Source organism: Arthrobacter sp. NPDC058127 (genome assembly GCF_042884555.1).
In the GTDB taxonomy this organism is placed as follows: Bacteria; Actinomycetota; Actinomycetes; order Actinomycetales; family Micrococcaceae; genus Arthrobacter.
In genome coordinates this window covers 346,344-361,718 of record NZ_JBHVTT010000003.1, presented here as the reverse complement: position 1 = coordinate 361,718, position 15,375 = coordinate 346,344, and the positions used below count along the sequence as shown (strand labels likewise).

The window sequence follows — 15,375 nt, the reverse complement described above, 5'->3', positions numbered from 1 at the left end:
TTCATCACGCACGACCTCGCCGTCGTGCGGCAGATCGCCGACCATGTCTGCGTGATGCAGAAGGGCAAGCTCGTGGAAACGGGCAGCACCGACGATGTCTTCGATTCGCCGCAGCAGGACTACACCAAAGCCCTGCTCAACGCGATCCCGGGCGCCAGCCTGATGCTGCCGCCCGCGGTGGCCTGAAGGGCATAGCGACCGTCCGCTCCGTGTGAGTTGGGGGAGCAAGAGAGCCGGTACCACTTCCGTGGGGGGAAAGTGGTACCGGCTCTTTTGTCGTTTCCAGCTTGCCCGGAACGCCTTGCCGATTGTGATGAAGGGCACAATTCGATGGCTTGGAGGGTGATTTTTAGGCCAATAAATACCACAGCGTTTAGACTCTATGAAGGTGCCCTGTGTCAAAGGGTCTAATCCGTCGTGCGTTCCGGTTGGAAATGTCGCGATACAACAGCTGACTTCACCACTGAATCGAGCCATTACGCATGTCTGAAACCACCACCAACACCGCCGCGGCCACTGCATCGCGCAGTGATCTGCGCAACGTCGCGATTGTGGCCCACGTTGACCACGGCAAGACCACCCTGGTCGACGCCATGCTCAAGCAGACCAACTCCTTCGCCGAGCACAACCACCTGGAAGACCGCGTCATGGACTCCGGTGACCTGGAGCGCGAAAAAGGCATCACCATCCTCGCCAAGAACACCACGGTTGCCTACAACGGCCCGTCGTCGAATGGCGAGACCATCACCATCAACGTGATCGACACCCCCGGCCACGCCGACTTCGGTGGCGAGGTGGAGCGCGGTCTGTCCATGGTTGACGGCGTGGTCCTCCTGGTTGACGCTTCCGAAGGTCCGCTGCCGCAGACCCGCTTCGTGCTCCGCAAGGCCCTTGCCGCGCACCTGCCCGTCATCCTGCTGGTCAACAAGACCGACCGCCCCGACGCCCGCATCGAGGAGGTTGTCCACGAGTCCATGGACCTGCTCCTTGGCCTGGCCTCCGACCTCGCGGACGAAGTCCCGGACCTGGACCTGGACAAGATCCTGGAAGTACCCGTGGTCTACGCCGCAGCCAAGGTTGGCCGCGCCTCCCTGGACCAGCCCGCTGATGGCTCGGCACCGGATAACGAAGACCTCGAACCTCTCTTCAAGACGATCATCGAGCACATCCCGGCGCCGACCTACAACCCGAACGGTGTCCTGCAGGCGCACGTCACCAACCTCGACGCTTCCCCGTTCCTCGGCCGCCTCGCACTCCTGCGCATCTACAACGGCACCCTCCGCAAGGGCCAGACCGTCGCTTGGGCGCGTGCCAACGGCGAACTGAAGAACGTCAAGATCACCGAGCTCCTGGCCACCAAGGCCCTTGACCGCGTACCGGCAGAGTCCGCCGGCCCGGGCGAGATCGTGGCTGTTGCCGGTATCGAGGAAATCACCATTGGTGAGACCCTGACCGACGCGGAGAACCCGCAGCCGCTGCCCCTCATCACGGTGGATGACCCTGCGATCTCCATGACCATCGGTATCAACACCTCTCCGCTGGCCGGCAAGGTCAAGGGTGCCAAAGTCACGGCCCGCCAGGTGAAGGATCGCCTGGACAAGGAACTGATCGGTAACGTCTCCATCAAGGTTCTGCCCACCGAGCGTCCCGATGCTTGGGAAGTCCAAGGCCGTGGCGAGCTTGCCCTGGCCATCCTCGTGGAGCAGATGCGACGCGAAGGCTTCGAACTGACTGTCGGCAAGCCGCAGGTTGTCACCCGGACCATCGACGGCAAGATCCACGAGCCGATGGAACACATGACCATCGACGTGCCTGAAGAGTACCTCGGTGCGGTCACTCAGCTCATGGCCGCCCGCAAGGGCCGCATGACCAACATGGCCAACCACGGTACGGGCTGGTGCCGCATGGAATTCATCGTTCCGGCACGTGGCCTCATCGGCTTCCGCACCAAGTTCCTCACGGACACCCGTGGCGCCGGCATCGCTTCCTCGATCTCCGAAGGCTACGAGCCGTGGGCCGGCCCCATCGAATACCGCACCAACGGTTCGATGGTTGCCGACCGCGCCGGCGTCGTCACCCCCTTCGCGATGATCAACCTGCAGGAACGCGGTTCCTTCTTCGTGAAGCCTACGTCCGAGGTCTACGAGGGCATGATCGTCGGCGAGAACTCGCGCGCCGACGACATGGACGTCAACATCACCAAGGAAAAGAAGCTCACCAACATGCGTGCCGCTTCCTCCGATACCTTCGAGAACCTGACGCCGCCGCGCGACCTGACCCTCGAAGAGTCCCTCGAATTCGCCCGCGAAGACGAGTGCGTTGAGGTCACCCCGGAGTCCATCCGCATCCGCAAGGTGATCCTGGACGCCAACGAGCGTGCCAAGGCTACCCGCGCACGCGCCAAGGTCTGATCCTGCGCTGACTGCGCATTGACGCACCGAACGGACTGACGCATTGAATAGGGGAGCCACCGGAACAGCACGCGGCATTGCCGCGGCAGTTCCGGTGGCTCTTTTTGCTGCCCTTGCAGGCACCGCACTTCACCGGCAAGTGCTCCCCATTGACGGCGTCGACGTCTACTGGGGTGCCGCGGCGGCATTGCTCCTGCTCGCATCGCTCCAGCTCCTGCTGGGTGCGTGGTCGCGGTCCTTGCTCCCGACGGCGGTAGCGGGCATTGTTTGTTACGCAGCTGTCGGTGCGCTTTCTTCAGCCGGAACCAACAAGGCGCTGATCGTCGCAGATGCGCCGGGCAATGTATGGGTCTACGGGAGCGCGGTCGTGACGCTCGTGATGCTCTTGTGGTGCCGGCGCTACAGGCGTCCGCCGCGCGGCTAGCTAGTCGGCGCTTGGGTCCCGGTGGTGGGCGATCAAGAGCGAGGTGGCCTCGCCGTCGTCGTCTGGCGGAAGGCGCATGTATTCCTCGACGACCTCCCGCAGCTTGCCCATCATTTCCTGCTGCCGTGCGGCGTTGAACTTCACTCCAAGCCGCCAGACATCAATGTCCTCGGGCGCGAGTCCGCGGGTTTCCTGGACGAATGTTTCGATCAGGACCGGGGCAATATCGTCGACGGGAGTGCTCCACGAGGTGCGGGTGGCGATGTACGGCACCTCCTTGGCGCCCCTCTTTCCCTTCCGGCCTTCCTGCGGCTCGAGAAAACCGGTGCGCACCAAGGTCCTGACATGGTGCAAGCTCGACGCCGGATTGATATCCAACAGCCCGGCGATCTCTTTGTTGGTGCGCGCGTGGTGCAGGCAGAGCCGGAGAATCCTCAGGCGCAGGGGCGAACTCAAGGCGCGACCCTTGGCCACCAGGTCACTGTCCTCCCGCTCGTGTTCCGTCATGGTGGCCAGTGTAGCCACCCATGAGTGATTGACATATACCAATCACTGCAGGAAACTGGGCGGGTGAATGCCGGGACCACGGACAATGCTCAGCAAACTGACACAGCGCAGCAAGCGGCCTCGCTTTGGCGGGACCGGAACTTCATTACCTTTTGGTCTGGCCAGGCCGTCAGCCAGCTCGGGGCGCAACTTGGGCAATTGGCTATTCCCGTCCTCGCGGTGACTTTGCTCGGAGCCAGCGAGTTCGAGGTTGGCGCACTCAATGCCGCCAGCCTTGCCGCCTTCCTGCTGATCGGCTTGCCGGCGGGAGCCTGGGTGGACCGCTGGCTCAAGCGTCGCGCCATGATTGTGGCGGACCTGGTCCGGACCGCGGCGATGGCCACCGTACCGATCCTCTGGTGGGGCGGCGTCCTGCAGATCTGGCACTTGTACGCCGTAGCCGCCGTCGTCGGGGCCGCAACGGTCTTCTTCGACGTTTCTTACCAGAGCTATGTGCCTGTACTCGTGGATGCCGCGAAAGTTCCGCAGGCCAACTCCAAGCTGGAAGCCACCTCCCAGATCGCACGGATCGGGGGTCCGGCCGCGGGCGGTGGGTTGCTGACGATCGTATCCGCCCCGGTGCTGTTCGTCGGCGAGGCGATCGGGTATCTGATGTCGGCCATCTTCCTGCTCAGGACGGGCGATGCGGAACGTCCCGTGCCCGCGAAGGATCGGCATCCACTGGCAAGCGAAATCAAGGAAGGCCTGGTCTTCGTGGTCAGGCATCCGTTGATCAGCAGGATTGTGGCCTGCACGGGCGGGGTCAACTTCTTCACCACGATCGCCTTTACTCTAATGCCCGTGCTGGTGCTTCGTGAACTGGAACTCGGTCCCGAGGGCATGGGCCTCATCATGGCAGTGGGCGCTGTGGGCGGACTGATCGGAGCTGTTTCCGCGCCCAAGCTCGCTGACCGGGTCGGCGAGGGGACCGTCATTCCCGTGGCGTCGATGATCAGTTCGCTTTTCCTCCTCCTGGTTCCGCTGTGCGTGCTTGCCCCCGAACGATGGATGTCCCTCGTGATGCTCATCGTCTCCGAGTTCGGGTTTGCTTTCGGAGTCCTGGTGTACAACATCATGCAGTTGAGCATGAGGCAGCGCGTGTGTCCGCCCCGGCTTCTCGGGCGCATGAATGCGTCCATTCGCTTTGTGGTGTGGGGAGTCATGCCGATCGCAGCCCTAGCCTCGGGTCTCCTGGCCGAGAACATCGGCCTCGTCCCGACACTCTGGATCGGCTTGGGCGGAAGCATTGTCTTTGTTGCTCCCGTGCTGTTCTCTCCGTTGTGGGGAATGCGCAGGCTGCCGGACGAGGTGCATGGCGCCTGACCCTCTGGGGACGGGAGGCCGGGATTACTCGCGGGTTGTGCGCGTACCTCGGCGTGGCGGCGGAGGGGGGACCTCTTTTGCCGCCACGACAAGGCCCAGCGGGATCTCGACGTCGGACTGTCGGGTACGGATGATGCACGCACCCTCGGTGACGGAGAGTAGGTAGCCGAGGGCATCGGTGAAGCCGTTGTCCAGCCGGTATCGGATAACTACCCGCGTTCCGGATACGGTATTGAGCAGGAAATCCTGGGGGTGGGGCAACGTCACCAGTTCATACTATGACGCCCAGTAGTTTGGTAAGTTCCGGCTGGGGGATAATAGGCTACAGAATTCGATGTACCGGCCACAGGGCCGGTGGTACTACCCGGACATTGGCCGGGACAACTGTGGAGAGGCAAGGGACGTGACCTACGTAATCGCGCAGCCGTGTGTGGACGTCAAGGACAAGGCGTGTATTGAAGAATGCCCTGTTGACTGCATCTACGAAGGCGAACGTTCCCTCTATATCCACCCGGATGAATGCGTGGACTGCGGAGCCTGCGAACCCGTGTGCCCGGTGGAAGCGATTTACTACGAGGACGACACCCCGGAGGAATGGGCCGACTACTACAAGGCCAACGTCGAGTTCTTCGATGACCTTGGTTCCCCGGGCGGAGCTGCCAAGATCGGCAACACCGGCAAGGACCACCCCTTCATCGCAGCGCTCCCTCCGCAGAACCAAGACCACTAAGAACGGTTGCTTCCTTTGATTTCTGCGGCCCCCGCTTTCGGCCTCAACCTGCCCGACTACCCTTGGGAAGCTATGGCGCCGTACGTGGCCAAGGCTTCAGAACACCCGGGCGGAGTAGTCAATCTCTCCATCGGAACTCCCGTGGATCCTACGCCGCAGCTGGTCCGCGAGGCGCTCGCCAGGGCAGCTGACGCCCATGGTTACCCAACGGTCCACGGAACGGAAGCTCTTCGCGAGGCTGTATCCACCTGGTTTGCCAGCCGCCGCGGGGTCCCGGGGATCGATCCGAGGGACGTCCTGCCCACGGTCGGCTCGAAGGAACTGGTGGCCTGGCTCCCGTTCCTGCTGGGACTCGGCGCAGGCGACGTCGTGGTCCGCCCCACTGTGGCTTACCCGACCTACGACATCGGCGCTATGCTCGCCGGGGCCACTGCGGTCGCCGCGGACAGCCTGGACGAACTTGACCCAGCCACCCGCGCAAGGGTCCGGCTGATTTGGATCAATTCCCCGGGCAACCCCACGGGCAGCGTCCGTGACGTCGAATCCCTCCGGCAGATCGTGGCCCAGGCCCGCGAGATCGGCGCAGTCGTGGCATCGGATGAATGCTATGCCGAACTCGGCTGGGGCGAATGGGATGCCCAGCGCGGCGGCGAAGCAGTGCCGAGTGTCCTTGACCCGCGCGTCACCGGAGGGTCCACGGACGGTCTGTTGTGCGTCTACTCGCTCAGCAAGCAGTCGAACCTCGCCGGCTACCGTGCCGCCTTCGTGGCAGGCGACTCCTCGATCGTGGCGAATCTGGTCAATAGCCGCAAGCACGCAGGCATGATTGTGCCCTACCCCGTCCAGGAAGCCATGCGCATCGCGCTGGGCGATGCCAACCACGTGCTCGCCCAAAAGGATCTCTACCGCGGCCGCCGTGAACGGCTTTTGCCAGCCCTGCAGAACTTCGGCCTGGACATCCACGAGTCCAAAGCGGGCCTGTACTTGTGGTCCACCGCAGGCGAGGCTACGTGGGACACAGTCCAGCGATTCGCTGACTTGGGGATCGTCGTCGGGCCTGGAGTGTTCTACGGAGACGCGGGCAATGGTTTCATCCGGGTGGCGCTCACGGGCACGGACGAACGCATCGATGCGGCCGTGGAACGCTTGGACACCGCTCGGTAACAATGCTGTGACTTGCCGCACAGGGCGCGTCATTCCGCGAGTAACCGTAGCTTGTGAATTAGTTTGTCCCGCTTACTGGCGGTAGCTTTTAACTGACTATCAATGGTGGCTTTCTCCACGAAGGCAGTCCGGTTGATGGCGCCTGCACCTGCAGGCGCCCGGCTGGAGTCACCAGATGTTGGTTGGATCAAGCTTTCGACCGAGGCCAAGAGCCTCATGAAGGGGACTCCATGACTGAGACCACCAGCGCTACCCTGCGCCATGCCGGCGGAGAGCTCGAACTCCCGCGGATCAAGGTTGTAGAAGGGAACGAAGGATACGACGTTTCCAAGCTGCTGAAGCAGACGGGCGCCGTCGCCTATGACCCCGGCTTCATGAACACCGCCGCCACGACGTCGGCAATCACCTACATCGATGGCGACGCCGGTATCCTGCGGTACCGCGGCTACCCGATCGAGCAGCTTGCCCAGCACTCAAGCTTCCTGGAAGTTTCCTACCTGCTGATCTACGGCAACCTACCCACGCCCACCGAGCTGGACGCGTTTGACCAGCGGATCCGCCACCACACGCTGCTCCACGAAGAGCTCAAGGGCTTCTTCGGCGGTTTCCCGCGTGACGCGCACCCGATGCCGGTGCTTTCCTCGGCTGTCTCCGCGCTGTCCACGTTCTACCAGGACTCCTTGGACCCGTTCAACCCTGAGCACGTGGAAGTTTCCACCATCCGTCTCATGGCGAAGCTGCCGGTCATCGCGGCCTACGCGCACAAGAAGTCCATCGGCCAGCCCATGCTGTACCCGGACAACTCCATGAACCTCGTGGAGAACTTCCTGCGCCTGAGCTTCGGCCTGCCGGCGGAGCAGTACGAGCTGGACCCCGTCGTCGTCAAGGCACTGGACCTCCTGCTCATCCTGCACGCCGACCACGAGCAGAATTGCTCGACGTCGACCGTCCGACTCGTGGGCTCCTCGAACGCGAACCTGTTCGCTTCCGTTTCCGCCGGCATCAACGCCCTCTTCGGTCCCGCCCACGGTGGCGCCAACGAAGCCGTGCTGAAGATGCTGCGCCAGATCCAGGCCGACGGCATCAAGCCCGAGGACTACATGGAGAAGGTCAAGAACAAGGAGGACGGCGTCCGCCTCATGGGCTTCGGACACCGCGTCTACAAGAACTACGACCCCCGCGCGAAGATCATCAAGGCGACGGCACACGAGATCCTGGGCAAGCTCGGCGGCAACGACGAGCTCCTGGACATCGCGATGCGCCTCGAAGAGAAGGCCCTGGCTGATGACTACTTCATCCAGCGCAAGCTCTACCCGAACGTCGACTTCTACACCGGCCTGATCTACAAGGCCATGGGCTTCCCCGAGAAGATGTTCACGGTGCTGTTCGCGATCGGCCGGCTCCCCGGCTGGATCGCCCAGTGGCGCGAAATGATCAACGACCCCCAGACGAAGATCGGCCGTCCGCGGCAGCTCTACACAGGAGAGCCGGAGCGCGACTACCCGGCGATGTAACCAGCCAACGCGGGGTCACTTACAGCCCGTCCCGAGGGACATCATGGGCCGTAAGTGACCCCGCGTTGCTTTTAAGAGCTGTAGCCGAGGGGGTTGTTCTTCTGCCAGCGCCAGTGGTCTTCGCACATTTGGTCCACGGTCTTGGTCGTGGACCAGCTGAGATCCGCCAGGGCGGAGGAGGCGTCGGCCCAGAATGCGGGCAGGTCTCCGGCGCGGCGTCCCGTGATCTCGTACGGCAGCGGGTGGCCCACGGCTTGCTCGAAGGCGTGGAGCATCTCCAGTACGGACGTGCCCTTCCCGGAGCCGAGGTTCCAGCGGTGCACGCCGGGGCGTTCCGCAACGTAGTCCAGCGCGGCGACGTGGCCATCGGCGAGGTCGACCACGTGGATGTAGTCCCGCAGGCACGTGCCGTCCGGGGTGTCGTAGTCTCCACCGAAGACCATGAGCTTTTCGCGGCGGCCGACGGCAACCTGGGCGATGTACGGGACCAGGTTGTTGGGGATGCCCTGCGGGTCCTCGCCGATCCTGCCGGACGGATGGGCGCCCACCGGGTTGAAGTAGCGCAACAAGGCGATGTGCCAGCGCTCGTCCGCGGCCCCGAGGTCCGTGAGGATGTCCTCGATCTGTTCCTTGGTGCGGCCGTAGGGGTTGTTCGCCCCGATCTCCATCTTCTCGACGTAGGGGATCGGGTTGTGCTCGCCGTACACCGTTGCCGAGGAACTGAAAACGATCGAACGGACCCCGTGCTTGTCCATGGCCCGGAGCAGGTTCAGCGTGCCCACGATGTTGTTGTAGTAGTAATTCAGGGGTTCCTGCACGGATTCGCCCACCGCCTTGAGCCCGGCGAAGTGGATGACGGCGTCGATCTGATGCCGGTCGAACACGGCCTCAACCGCGGGCTCATCCACCAGATCCACCTGATGGAATGCCGCGGTCTTTCCCGCCAGTTCACCGACGCGGCGCAGGGATTCTTCGCTTGAATTCACGAGGTTGTCCACCACGACCACTTCGTGCCCGGTTTCCAACAAGGACAGGACGGTGTGCGATCCGATATAGCCGGTGCCACCCGTGACAAGAATTCTCATGTGACCAACGCTAGCCGAACTTGGTCGGCGCCCGCTCAGTGTTGCGTACGCCACAGTCGCGCGGTTCCCGTGCGCCGACGGCACGGTTCAAGCACGTTTGTGCTAAAAAGTTTTGTGCCCAAGATTGTTGATGCCGAAGCCCGGCGCCAGGAAGTAGTCGAAGCCGTCTTCAGGATCATTGCCTCGGATGGCCTCGAGCGTGCCTCCTTGCGGGAGGTCGCCGACGAGGCCGGGCTTGCCGTCGGCTCGGTCCGCCACTATTTTGCCAGCAGCGATGAACTGCTGGTCCATTCCTTTGCCGTGGTCATCGACAGGATCGCCGGGCGGCTTGAGGAAGCGTACGCCGTCGTTGAATCACTAGACAAAGCCTCTGCGGAACACGACGCCGCCGTGTTAACCCTGCTGGGTCAATTCCTTCCGCTCGACGAGCAACTGGCAGTCGATGCCTGCGTGTGGATGGCATTCCGGCACGCGGCCCGGATCCGGCCGGTGCTTGAACCGGAAGCCGCACGCAGCCACCGTGCCGTGGCCGCCGTCGTCGGCCGTTTGGTGATGCGGCTGATGCCCGACGGCGGATCCATCCAGGAGCATCTGGTGACCGAGGCCGAGCGCCTCCTGGCGACCCTCGACGGACTGTGCATGCATGCCTTGCTGCAGCCTGAGTGGATGACAGCCGAGGTCTGCCGCGACGTTCTGACCGCGCATCTGGAGACTCTGGTTGCGGTCCCGTCGAACCGTTAACGTCAAGGCTCATCGGGAATAGACTGGAACCCTGAGCGGGCACCTGCCAAGGGAGGCAATCGGATGCATGACACAGGCGGTCAGGGGTGGCGGATCACAATGGACACCTCCGGACCGATGCTCATTGCCTTGTATCTGAGAGACGTTGCTGGATTGGACGGAGCCGGAACGCCGACGTTGTCCCACGCCACACCCAAAGTCAGACACGCAGACCACACGCACCTCACCGCCGAGGTAGGCGGGGTGCCGGCCCTCAAGACAGAGTGGGAGGCCTGGTGGGAGCAGTTGTTGAGGGCGTATCCGGATGCGGCGCCGGAACTTTCACCTCCGGGATTCAACGCCTTCGGCAATTCGCCTGCCCTGCGCCGAGTACTGCAGGCACACTTCGGGGCCGCCCTCACGTGGGCCCGTGAACGCCTTGAAGATTACGAAAAACTGGAAGCCGAACGCGAAGCGAGCGGCGCCACGTTGCTTCTTGGGGACATGGTGGAGGACCGCCTGCTGGAAGTCGGACGGAGTTCCCGGGACTTCCAGTTGACAATCATCGAACTTCCCCTCAGCGAGCCAAGGGCCTGGTACCTTGAGCCGGACAAGATGATCATGAGCCACCGGCTCTTGTCCGAGCCGGACATCTTCCGCAGCTACGTCCAGCCAGTGGTTGAACTACTGGTCTGAAGCCCGCAGCCTGACGCCCGCAGTCTGACGCCCGCAGCCTGTGGCTTCAGCCAGAAATCATGTCTTCGGAGCCGAAACCGTGATGGTCACGGCTCCCGATGCTGCCGCTGGATCCTGCCAGCCCTTGTGGTCCTGGCGGTTCCAGGTGGCGCCGGCCACGTCAACCTGCGTCACCGAAAGGTCCTTGGCATTCGCTACTGCCCACTGGGCCACAGCCCACGCCTGCGCACCGGTAATGTTCAACTGGACCGTGCGGCCCTGGGCAACGGCTGGCAGGGAGCCGAACGCCGTCGTCATGGCCGCCACAACGGCGTTCGGATCACCGGCAGCGTCCGCGGCACGGAGCGTGCAGTCGAGGGCCCTCTCGGAATGTCCCGTCAGCGCCGACGCGTAGGCCCGGCCCATGGGTTCCTGCTGCGCGTAAGCCTGGGGGTAGGCGGAATGCTGGACCGCTTGGGCCGCATCAGTGATCGCCATGGTTTCGTAGCCGGGCACTTTGACCAAGTGGTCATAGAAGGCGTTGGTCGCGTAGACGGGATCCATGACTTCGGCCTCGGTGCCCCACCCCTGGGACGGGCGCTGCTGGAATAGTCCCCTCGAATCGGGGCCCACCTCGTCACCGTGGCCGATGTTGCGAAGCTTGGATTCCTGCATCGCGGTGGCCACAGCAATTGTGGCCGCGCGCGGAGGCAGCCCCCGCTGCACCGCAATGGCGGTGATGAGGGCGGCATTCGCAGCCTGGTCCGTCGCCAACTCGTATGAATCCGAGCCGACGACGGCGACGCAGCGCTCCGTAACCAAGGTGTCGGAGCGCTGCAGTACAGTCACCACGGCGTAGATGGCACCAGCCACCAAGGCAAGCGCCAGCAACAAGATAATGGTGCGTCGGAGACGGCGCATCCAGATATCAGCTAGTTGGCGTGGAGGGCTTCGTTGAGTTCCACCGTCTGGCCCTTGCGGGGAAGGACCTCGACTTCACCAGTGGTGGAGTTGCGGCGGAACAGCAGGTTCGGCACGCCGGAGAGCTCAACAGCCTTGATGATGCTGCTGGTGTCCTCGCCGTTGGCGTCCTTCGGGCCAGGGATGCGCACGCGGGTTCCAGCCGTGACATAAAGGCCTGCTTCGACCACGGAGTCGTCGCCGATGCTGATGCCCACGCCGGAGTTGGCGCCCAGGAGCACGCGTTCACCCAAGGCAATCTTTTCCTTGCCGCCACCGGAGAGGGTTCCCATGATGGAAGCGCCGCCACCGACGTCGGTACCGTCACCGGCAACAACGCCCGCCGAGATCCGGCCTTCCACCATGGACGTGCCGAGCGTGCCGGCGTTGAAGTTCACGAAGCCTTCGTGCATGACCGTGGTGCCTTCGGAGAGGTAGGCGCCAAGACGGACGCGGTCGGCGTCGGCGATCCTGACGCCCGTGGGGACGACGTAGTCCACCATGCGTGGGAACTTGTCCACTCCGTAGACGGTGACCGGCCCGCGCTTGCGCAAGCGGGCACGGGTCAATTCGAAGCCGTCCACTGCGGCGGGGCCGAAGTTCGTCCACACGACGTTGGGGAGCTTGCCGAAGATGCCGTCCAGGTTGATGCTGTTGGGCTTGACCAGCCGGTGCGAAAGCAAGTGCAGGCGCAGGTAGGCGTCAACGGTGTCCGCGGGGGCCTCGTCCAGGTTGATCTGGGCAAAGACCACCTTCTGCTCGGTCCGGCGGTCTGCGTCGTGGCTTTCAGCCGCAAGTGTGGTCAGCGACTCGTCGGCGTGCTCCACGGCCCGGAGGGATGCGGCAACTTCGCCCAGTGCCGGCGCCGGAAACCATACGTCCAGCACTGTCGCTTCGCCGGCGTCGGACGTGGCGATGGTGGCCAGGCCAAAGCCATAGGCGGAGCGATCGTTGGCAGAAGCGCTATCGAGAGCGGCAGAGGCAGCGGTTTCAGTCATGGCGCAAGTCTATCGAGAGCCACTGCTTCCTTTGAAACCGTGTGTGGACCGAAGGGGTCGCAATTCGCTCGGGATACAGTGGAGAGGTGACTGTTGAAACTACCCCGATCCTTCTTGACATCAGGCAAGACGTTGCGCTGCTGACTGCCGCGCTGATGGACATCAACAGCGTGTCCGGCAACGAAGCCGCGCTTGCAGACGCCGTTGAATCCGCACTTCGTACGATCCCCGGCCTGCAGCTTCTGCGGGACGGTGACGCCATCATTGCCCGGACCGAGCTGGGACGCCCGGAGCGCGTGATTCTGGCCGGCCATCTCGATACCGTGCCGTTGCCCACCGTGGAAGGTTCGCTCGGCACCGTGCCTTCCACGTGGGAGTCCGGCGTTCCCGGGACGGGAAACCTGTATGGACGCGGAGCGACCGACATGAAGGGCGGAGTCGCGGTGCAGCTTGCGCTCGCCGCAACCATGTTCGACGGCGGCGCCGAGCCGGGTAAGGACGTGACCTTCGTCTTCTACGACCATGAGGAAGTCGAAGCGGTCAAGAGCGGCCTTGGCCGCTTGGTGCGGAATCACGGCCATCTCCTGGAGGGGGACTTCGCGATCCTGCTCGAACCCACCGACGGTACGGTGGAAGGCGGTTGCAACGGCACCAGCCGCTTCGAAGCCACCACCGTCGGGGAAGCGGCGCACTCTGCCCGGGCGTGGATGGGCAGCAATGCCATTCACGCTGCCGCACCCATCCTGGGCCGCTTGGCAGCCTACGAACCGCGCACCGTCAACGTCGATGGGCTGGACTACCGGGAAAGCCTCAATGCCGTGAAGATCAACGGCGGGACCGCCGGAAACGTGATCCCGGACCGTTGCGTCGTGGAGATCAACTACCGCTTCGCGCCGGACAAGACCCCGGATCAGGCCGAAGCCCATGTCCGCGAACTGTTGGAGGGCTTCGACGTCGTCCGCACCGACGCCGCCGCTGGAGCGCGGCCGGGCCTCAACCACCCGGCTGCCGCGTCCTTCGTTGCCGCCGTCGGTGCCGAGCCCAAACCCAAATACGGTTGGACCGACGTCGCGCGCTTCAGCGAGCTGGGCGTTCCCGCGGTCAACTTCGGGCCGGGCGATCCGCTGCTGGCGCACAAAGACAACGAACACGTCGACGCCGATGCCATCCGTGAGTGCCTCCGCGCACTGCGGTCTTGGCTGGCTGACTAGGTGGAGTGACCTCACTTTTTGCTTGAGATCGTGGGTGTGGCCCGTGGGCTTGGTTCCGGAACCAAGCCCACGGGCCACACCTGCGTTTACGGCGTTCTTGTGCCTAGCCCTCGATTGCCACAATCTCCGACTTGGTCACCTTCACCACTTTGACGTTGCGGCGCATCCGGCCTTCAAGCCACTTGGCGATTCCGGCCAGGATCAGGCACATTCCGACGTACAGAACGCCCGCGATGATCGCGGAAGGAATGATCGGCGAACCGTACTGGGCCTGGCTTCCGAAGTACTTGGCCTGGAAGAGGATCTCGTTGTAAGTCACGATGAATCCCAATGCGGTGTCCTTGAGGATGACCACGAGCTGGGAAATGATCACCGGGAGCATCGAGCGGACCGCCTGTGGCAACAGGATGTTTGTCATGACCGCGCTCTTCGGCAAGCCGATGGCATAGCCGGCCTCGCTTTGTCCGCGGGGGAGCGATTCGATGCCGGCCCGGAAGACTTCAGCCAGCACAGATCCGTTGTAGAGGACCAGGCCCGCAACGACTGCCGTGAAAGGCGTGATCCCCTGAACGCCGAGCGGAGGGAGCCCGTAGTAGAAGATCATCATGAGGATCAGCAGCGGAATGGCGCGGAAGAGTTCCGTGAATCCATAGCAGGGCAAGCTGATCCACTTACGGTCGGAGAGCCTGCCGAAGGCCAGGAAGACACCCAGCACCAGGCTGAGCACGGCTGCCGTGGCAAAAGCCGAAAGCGTGGCACCCACCGATTGGATGATGGTCTGCTGAACCAGGGGGAAGGTGAACAACTGCCACTTCTTCGCGTCGAACTGCCCGCTTTGGGCGAAGCGAAGGACGATGAATCCGACGATGGCGATAATGACCAGGGCGGTCACGACGCCGAGAATCCGGTAGCGTGCGCGGGCCTTTGGCCCCGGAGCGTCAAAAAGGACCGAGCTCATCGGGCCACCTTCCATTTCTTTTCAAGCTTCCGCTGGACAAAGGAAAGAATGAAAACGAGCAGAACGAAGATGAGTGCGACCCAAAGCAGCCCGGCCATGGCGGGCTCACCGCGCTCAGAAAGATTCGATCGGATGGCTCCTGCTTCTGCGACTGAGAAGCCCGCCGCCACGGTGGTGTTCTTGAGCAGTGCAATGAACACGCTGAACATGGGCGGGATGACGGCGCGGAAAGCCTGCGGGAGGATCACCAGCGTAAGGGTTTGCGTGAACGGCAGGCCGATGGCGCGCGCAGCTTCGGCTTGGCCGACAGGGACTGTATTGATACCGGAGCGGACGGCCTCCGCCACATAAGTCGCGGTGTACAGGCTGAGGCCGACGGTTGCGGCGGTCATGAAATCAATTTCAACGAGGCCGAGCTTCGGGTAGCCCAAGGCAAAAAAGAACAGAACCAACGTCAACGGAGTGTTGCGCACGACGTTGATGTACAAGGTGGCTGCAGCGCGCATCGCAGGAATGGGGGAAACACGCAGCGTTGCCACGATGGTGCCCAGGATCAGGGCGAAGATCCCGGCGAAAAAGAAAAGTATGAGGGTGTTCCGGAACCCCGTAATGAAGAGGTCCGAGTTATTCAGCAGCGTATTCACAGAATGGTCGCT

The 15,375-nt window shown here is 63.2% G+C and carries 16 protein-coding genes and 1 pseudogene; 10 read left to right on the top strand and 7 right to left on the bottom strand.

Annotated elements, in window-relative coordinates; all coding sequences use genetic code 11:
* The 3 genes and pseudogenes from ACFVTG_RS07825 to ACFVTG_RS07815 form a co-directional block, all read left to right on the top strand.
* Positions 1 to 186 (top strand): annotated as a pseudogene (locus tag ACFVTG_RS07825) (ABC transporter ATP-binding protein); the annotation flags it as partial.
* 296 nt (positions 187 to 482) lie between these two features.
* Positions 483 to 2,411: a translational GTPase TypA gene (gene typA / locus ACFVTG_RS07820; RefSeq protein ID WP_284751633.1), complete on the top strand. Its 1,929-nt coding sequence runs from the start codon at positions 483 to 485 to the stop codon at positions 2,409 to 2,411.
* Between the two features lie 43 nt (positions 2,412 to 2,454).
* Positions 2,455 to 2,835 (top strand): hypothetical protein, encoded by a 381-nt coding sequence (locus ACFVTG_RS07815; RefSeq protein WP_390279333.1) that lies wholly within the window; start codon positions 2,455 to 2,457, stop codon positions 2,833 to 2,835.
* Here the strand turns inward: ACFVTG_RS07815 and ACFVTG_RS07810 are convergent, their stop codons facing one another.
* The gene (locus ACFVTG_RS07810; protein WP_390279331.1) at positions 2,836 to 3,342 is read right to left on the bottom strand and encodes an ArsR family transcriptional regulator; all 507 of its coding nucleotides are present in this window, start codon (positions 3,340 to 3,342) and stop codon (positions 2,836 to 2,838) included.
* A 24-nt stretch (positions 3,343 to 3,366) separates the two neighbouring features.
* Between ACFVTG_RS07810 and ACFVTG_RS07805 the strand changes: the two genes are divergently transcribed.
* A complete protein-coding gene (locus ACFVTG_RS07805) occupies positions 3,367 to 4,704 on the top strand; it encodes an MFS transporter (protein WP_390279329.1) in 1,338 nt (445 codons plus the stop codon).
* Between the two features lie 24 nt (positions 4,705 to 4,728).
* On the opposite strand, the gene ACFVTG_RS07800 is transcribed toward ACFVTG_RS07805, so the two are convergent.
* Positions 4,729 to 4,971: a hypothetical protein gene (locus ACFVTG_RS07800; protein ID WP_390279327.1), complete on the bottom strand. Its 243-nt coding sequence runs from the start codon at positions 4,969 to 4,971 to the stop codon at positions 4,729 to 4,731.
* Between the two features lie 136 nt (positions 4,972 to 5,107).
* Here ACFVTG_RS07800 and fdxA point away from each other — a divergent pair, with 136 nt between their 5' ends.
* The 3 genes from fdxA (at position 5,108) to ACFVTG_RS07785 (ending at position 8,112) form a co-directional block, all read left to right on the top strand.
* Positions 5,108 to 5,434: a ferredoxin gene (gene fdxA, locus ACFVTG_RS07795; RefSeq protein ID WP_018776555.1), complete on the top strand. Its 327-nt coding sequence runs from the start codon at positions 5,108 to 5,110 to the stop codon at positions 5,432 to 5,434.
* 15 nt (positions 5,435 to 5,449) lie between these two features.
* On the top strand, positions 5,450 to 6,598 hold the full coding sequence (gene dapC / locus ACFVTG_RS07790; protein WP_390279364.1) for a succinyldiaminopimelate transaminase: 1,149 nt from the start codon (positions 5,450 to 5,452) through the stop codon (positions 6,596 to 6,598).
* Between the two features lie 230 nt (positions 6,599 to 6,828).
* Positions 6,829 to 8,112 (top strand): citrate synthase, encoded by a 1,284-nt coding sequence (locus ACFVTG_RS07785; RefSeq protein ID WP_284751628.1) that lies wholly within the window; start codon positions 6,829 to 6,831, stop codon positions 8,110 to 8,112.
* A 71-nt stretch (positions 8,113 to 8,183) separates the two neighbouring features.
* On the opposite strand, the gene galE is transcribed toward ACFVTG_RS07785, so the two are convergent.
* Entirely contained in the window at positions 8,184 to 9,197 is a 1,014-nt protein-coding gene (gene galE / locus ACFVTG_RS07780) for a UDP-glucose 4-epimerase GalE (protein WP_390279325.1), read from the bottom strand.
* A 114-nt stretch (positions 9,198 to 9,311) separates the two neighbouring features.
* Between galE and ACFVTG_RS07775 the strand changes: the two genes are divergently transcribed.
* Positions 9,312 to 9,938: a TetR/AcrR family transcriptional regulator gene (locus ACFVTG_RS07775; RefSeq protein ID WP_390279323.1), complete on the top strand. Its 627-nt coding sequence runs from the start codon at positions 9,312 to 9,314 to the stop codon at positions 9,936 to 9,938.
* Between the two features lie 63 nt (positions 9,939 to 10,001).
* Positions 10,002 to 10,613 (top strand): hypothetical protein, encoded by a 612-nt coding sequence (locus tag ACFVTG_RS07770; protein WP_284751625.1) that lies wholly within the window; start codon positions 10,002 to 10,004, stop codon positions 10,611 to 10,613.
* Between the two features lie 57 nt (positions 10,614 to 10,670).
* On the opposite strand, the gene ACFVTG_RS07765 is transcribed toward ACFVTG_RS07770, so the two are convergent.
* The gene (locus ACFVTG_RS07765; protein ID WP_284751624.1) at positions 10,671 to 11,513 is read right to left on the bottom strand and encodes a hypothetical protein; all 843 of its coding nucleotides are present in this window, start codon (positions 11,511 to 11,513) and stop codon (positions 10,671 to 10,673) included.
* An 11-nt stretch (positions 11,514 to 11,524) separates the two neighbouring features.
* A complete protein-coding gene (gene dapD, locus ACFVTG_RS07760; RefSeq protein WP_284751623.1) occupies positions 11,525 to 12,550 on the bottom strand; it encodes a 2,3,4,5-tetrahydropyridine-2,6-dicarboxylate N-succinyltransferase in 1,026 nt (341 codons plus the stop codon).
* Positions 12,551 to 12,636: 86 nt separating this feature from the next.
* On the opposite strand from dapD, the gene dapE reads away from it, so the two are divergent.
* Positions 12,637 to 13,761: a succinyl-diaminopimelate desuccinylase gene (dapE, locus tag ACFVTG_RS07755; protein WP_390279320.1), complete on the top strand. Its 1,125-nt coding sequence runs from the start codon at positions 12,637 to 12,639 to the stop codon at positions 13,759 to 13,761.
* Positions 13,762 to 13,864: 103 nt separating this feature from the next.
* On the opposite strand, the gene ACFVTG_RS07750 is transcribed toward dapE, so the two are convergent.
* Positions 13,865 to 14,719, bottom strand: coding sequence for an amino acid ABC transporter permease (locus ACFVTG_RS07750; RefSeq protein ID WP_284751621.1), 855 nt, complete (start codon positions 14,717 to 14,719; stop codon positions 13,865 to 13,867).
* Positions 14,716 to 15,363, bottom strand: a complete 648-nt coding sequence (locus ACFVTG_RS07745; protein ID WP_284751620.1) for an amino acid ABC transporter permease — start codon at positions 15,361 to 15,363, stop codon at positions 14,716 to 14,718. Before ACFVTG_RS07745 ends, ACFVTG_RS07750 begins: the two co-directional genes overlap by 4 nt.
* Between the last annotated feature and the right edge of the window lie 12 nt (positions 15,364 to 15,375).

Bases quoted from the DNA above. Each gene is read 5' to 3' on its own strand.
- typA (WP_284751633.1), top strand. From the start codon at position 483: ATGTCTGAAACCACCACCAACACCGCCGCGGCCACTGCATCGCGCAGT.
- ACFVTG_RS07810 (WP_390279331.1), bottom strand. From the start codon at position 3,342: ATGACGGAACACGAGCGGGAGGACAGTGACCTGGTGGCCAAGGGTCGC.
- ACFVTG_RS07785 (WP_284751628.1), top strand. From the start codon at position 6,829: ATGACTGAGACCACCAGCGCTACCCTGCGCCATGCCGGCGGAGAGCTC.
- galE (WP_390279325.1), bottom strand. From the start codon at position 9,197: ATGAGAATTCTTGTCACGGGTGGCACCGGCTATATCGGATCGCACACC.
- ACFVTG_RS07770 (WP_284751625.1), top strand. From the start codon at position 10,002: ATGCATGACACAGGCGGTCAGGGGTGGCGGATCACAATGGACACCTCC.
- ACFVTG_RS07765 (WP_284751624.1), bottom strand. From the start codon at position 11,513: ATGCGCCGTCTCCGACGCACCATTATCTTGTTGCTGGCGCTTGCCTTG.
- dapD (WP_284751623.1), bottom strand. From the start codon at position 12,550: ATGACTGAAACCGCTGCCTCTGCCGCTCTCGATAGCGCTTCTGCCAAC.
- ACFVTG_RS07750 (WP_284751621.1), bottom strand. From the start codon at position 14,719: ATGAGCTCGGTCCTTTTTGACGCTCCGGGGCCAAAGGCCCGCGCACGC.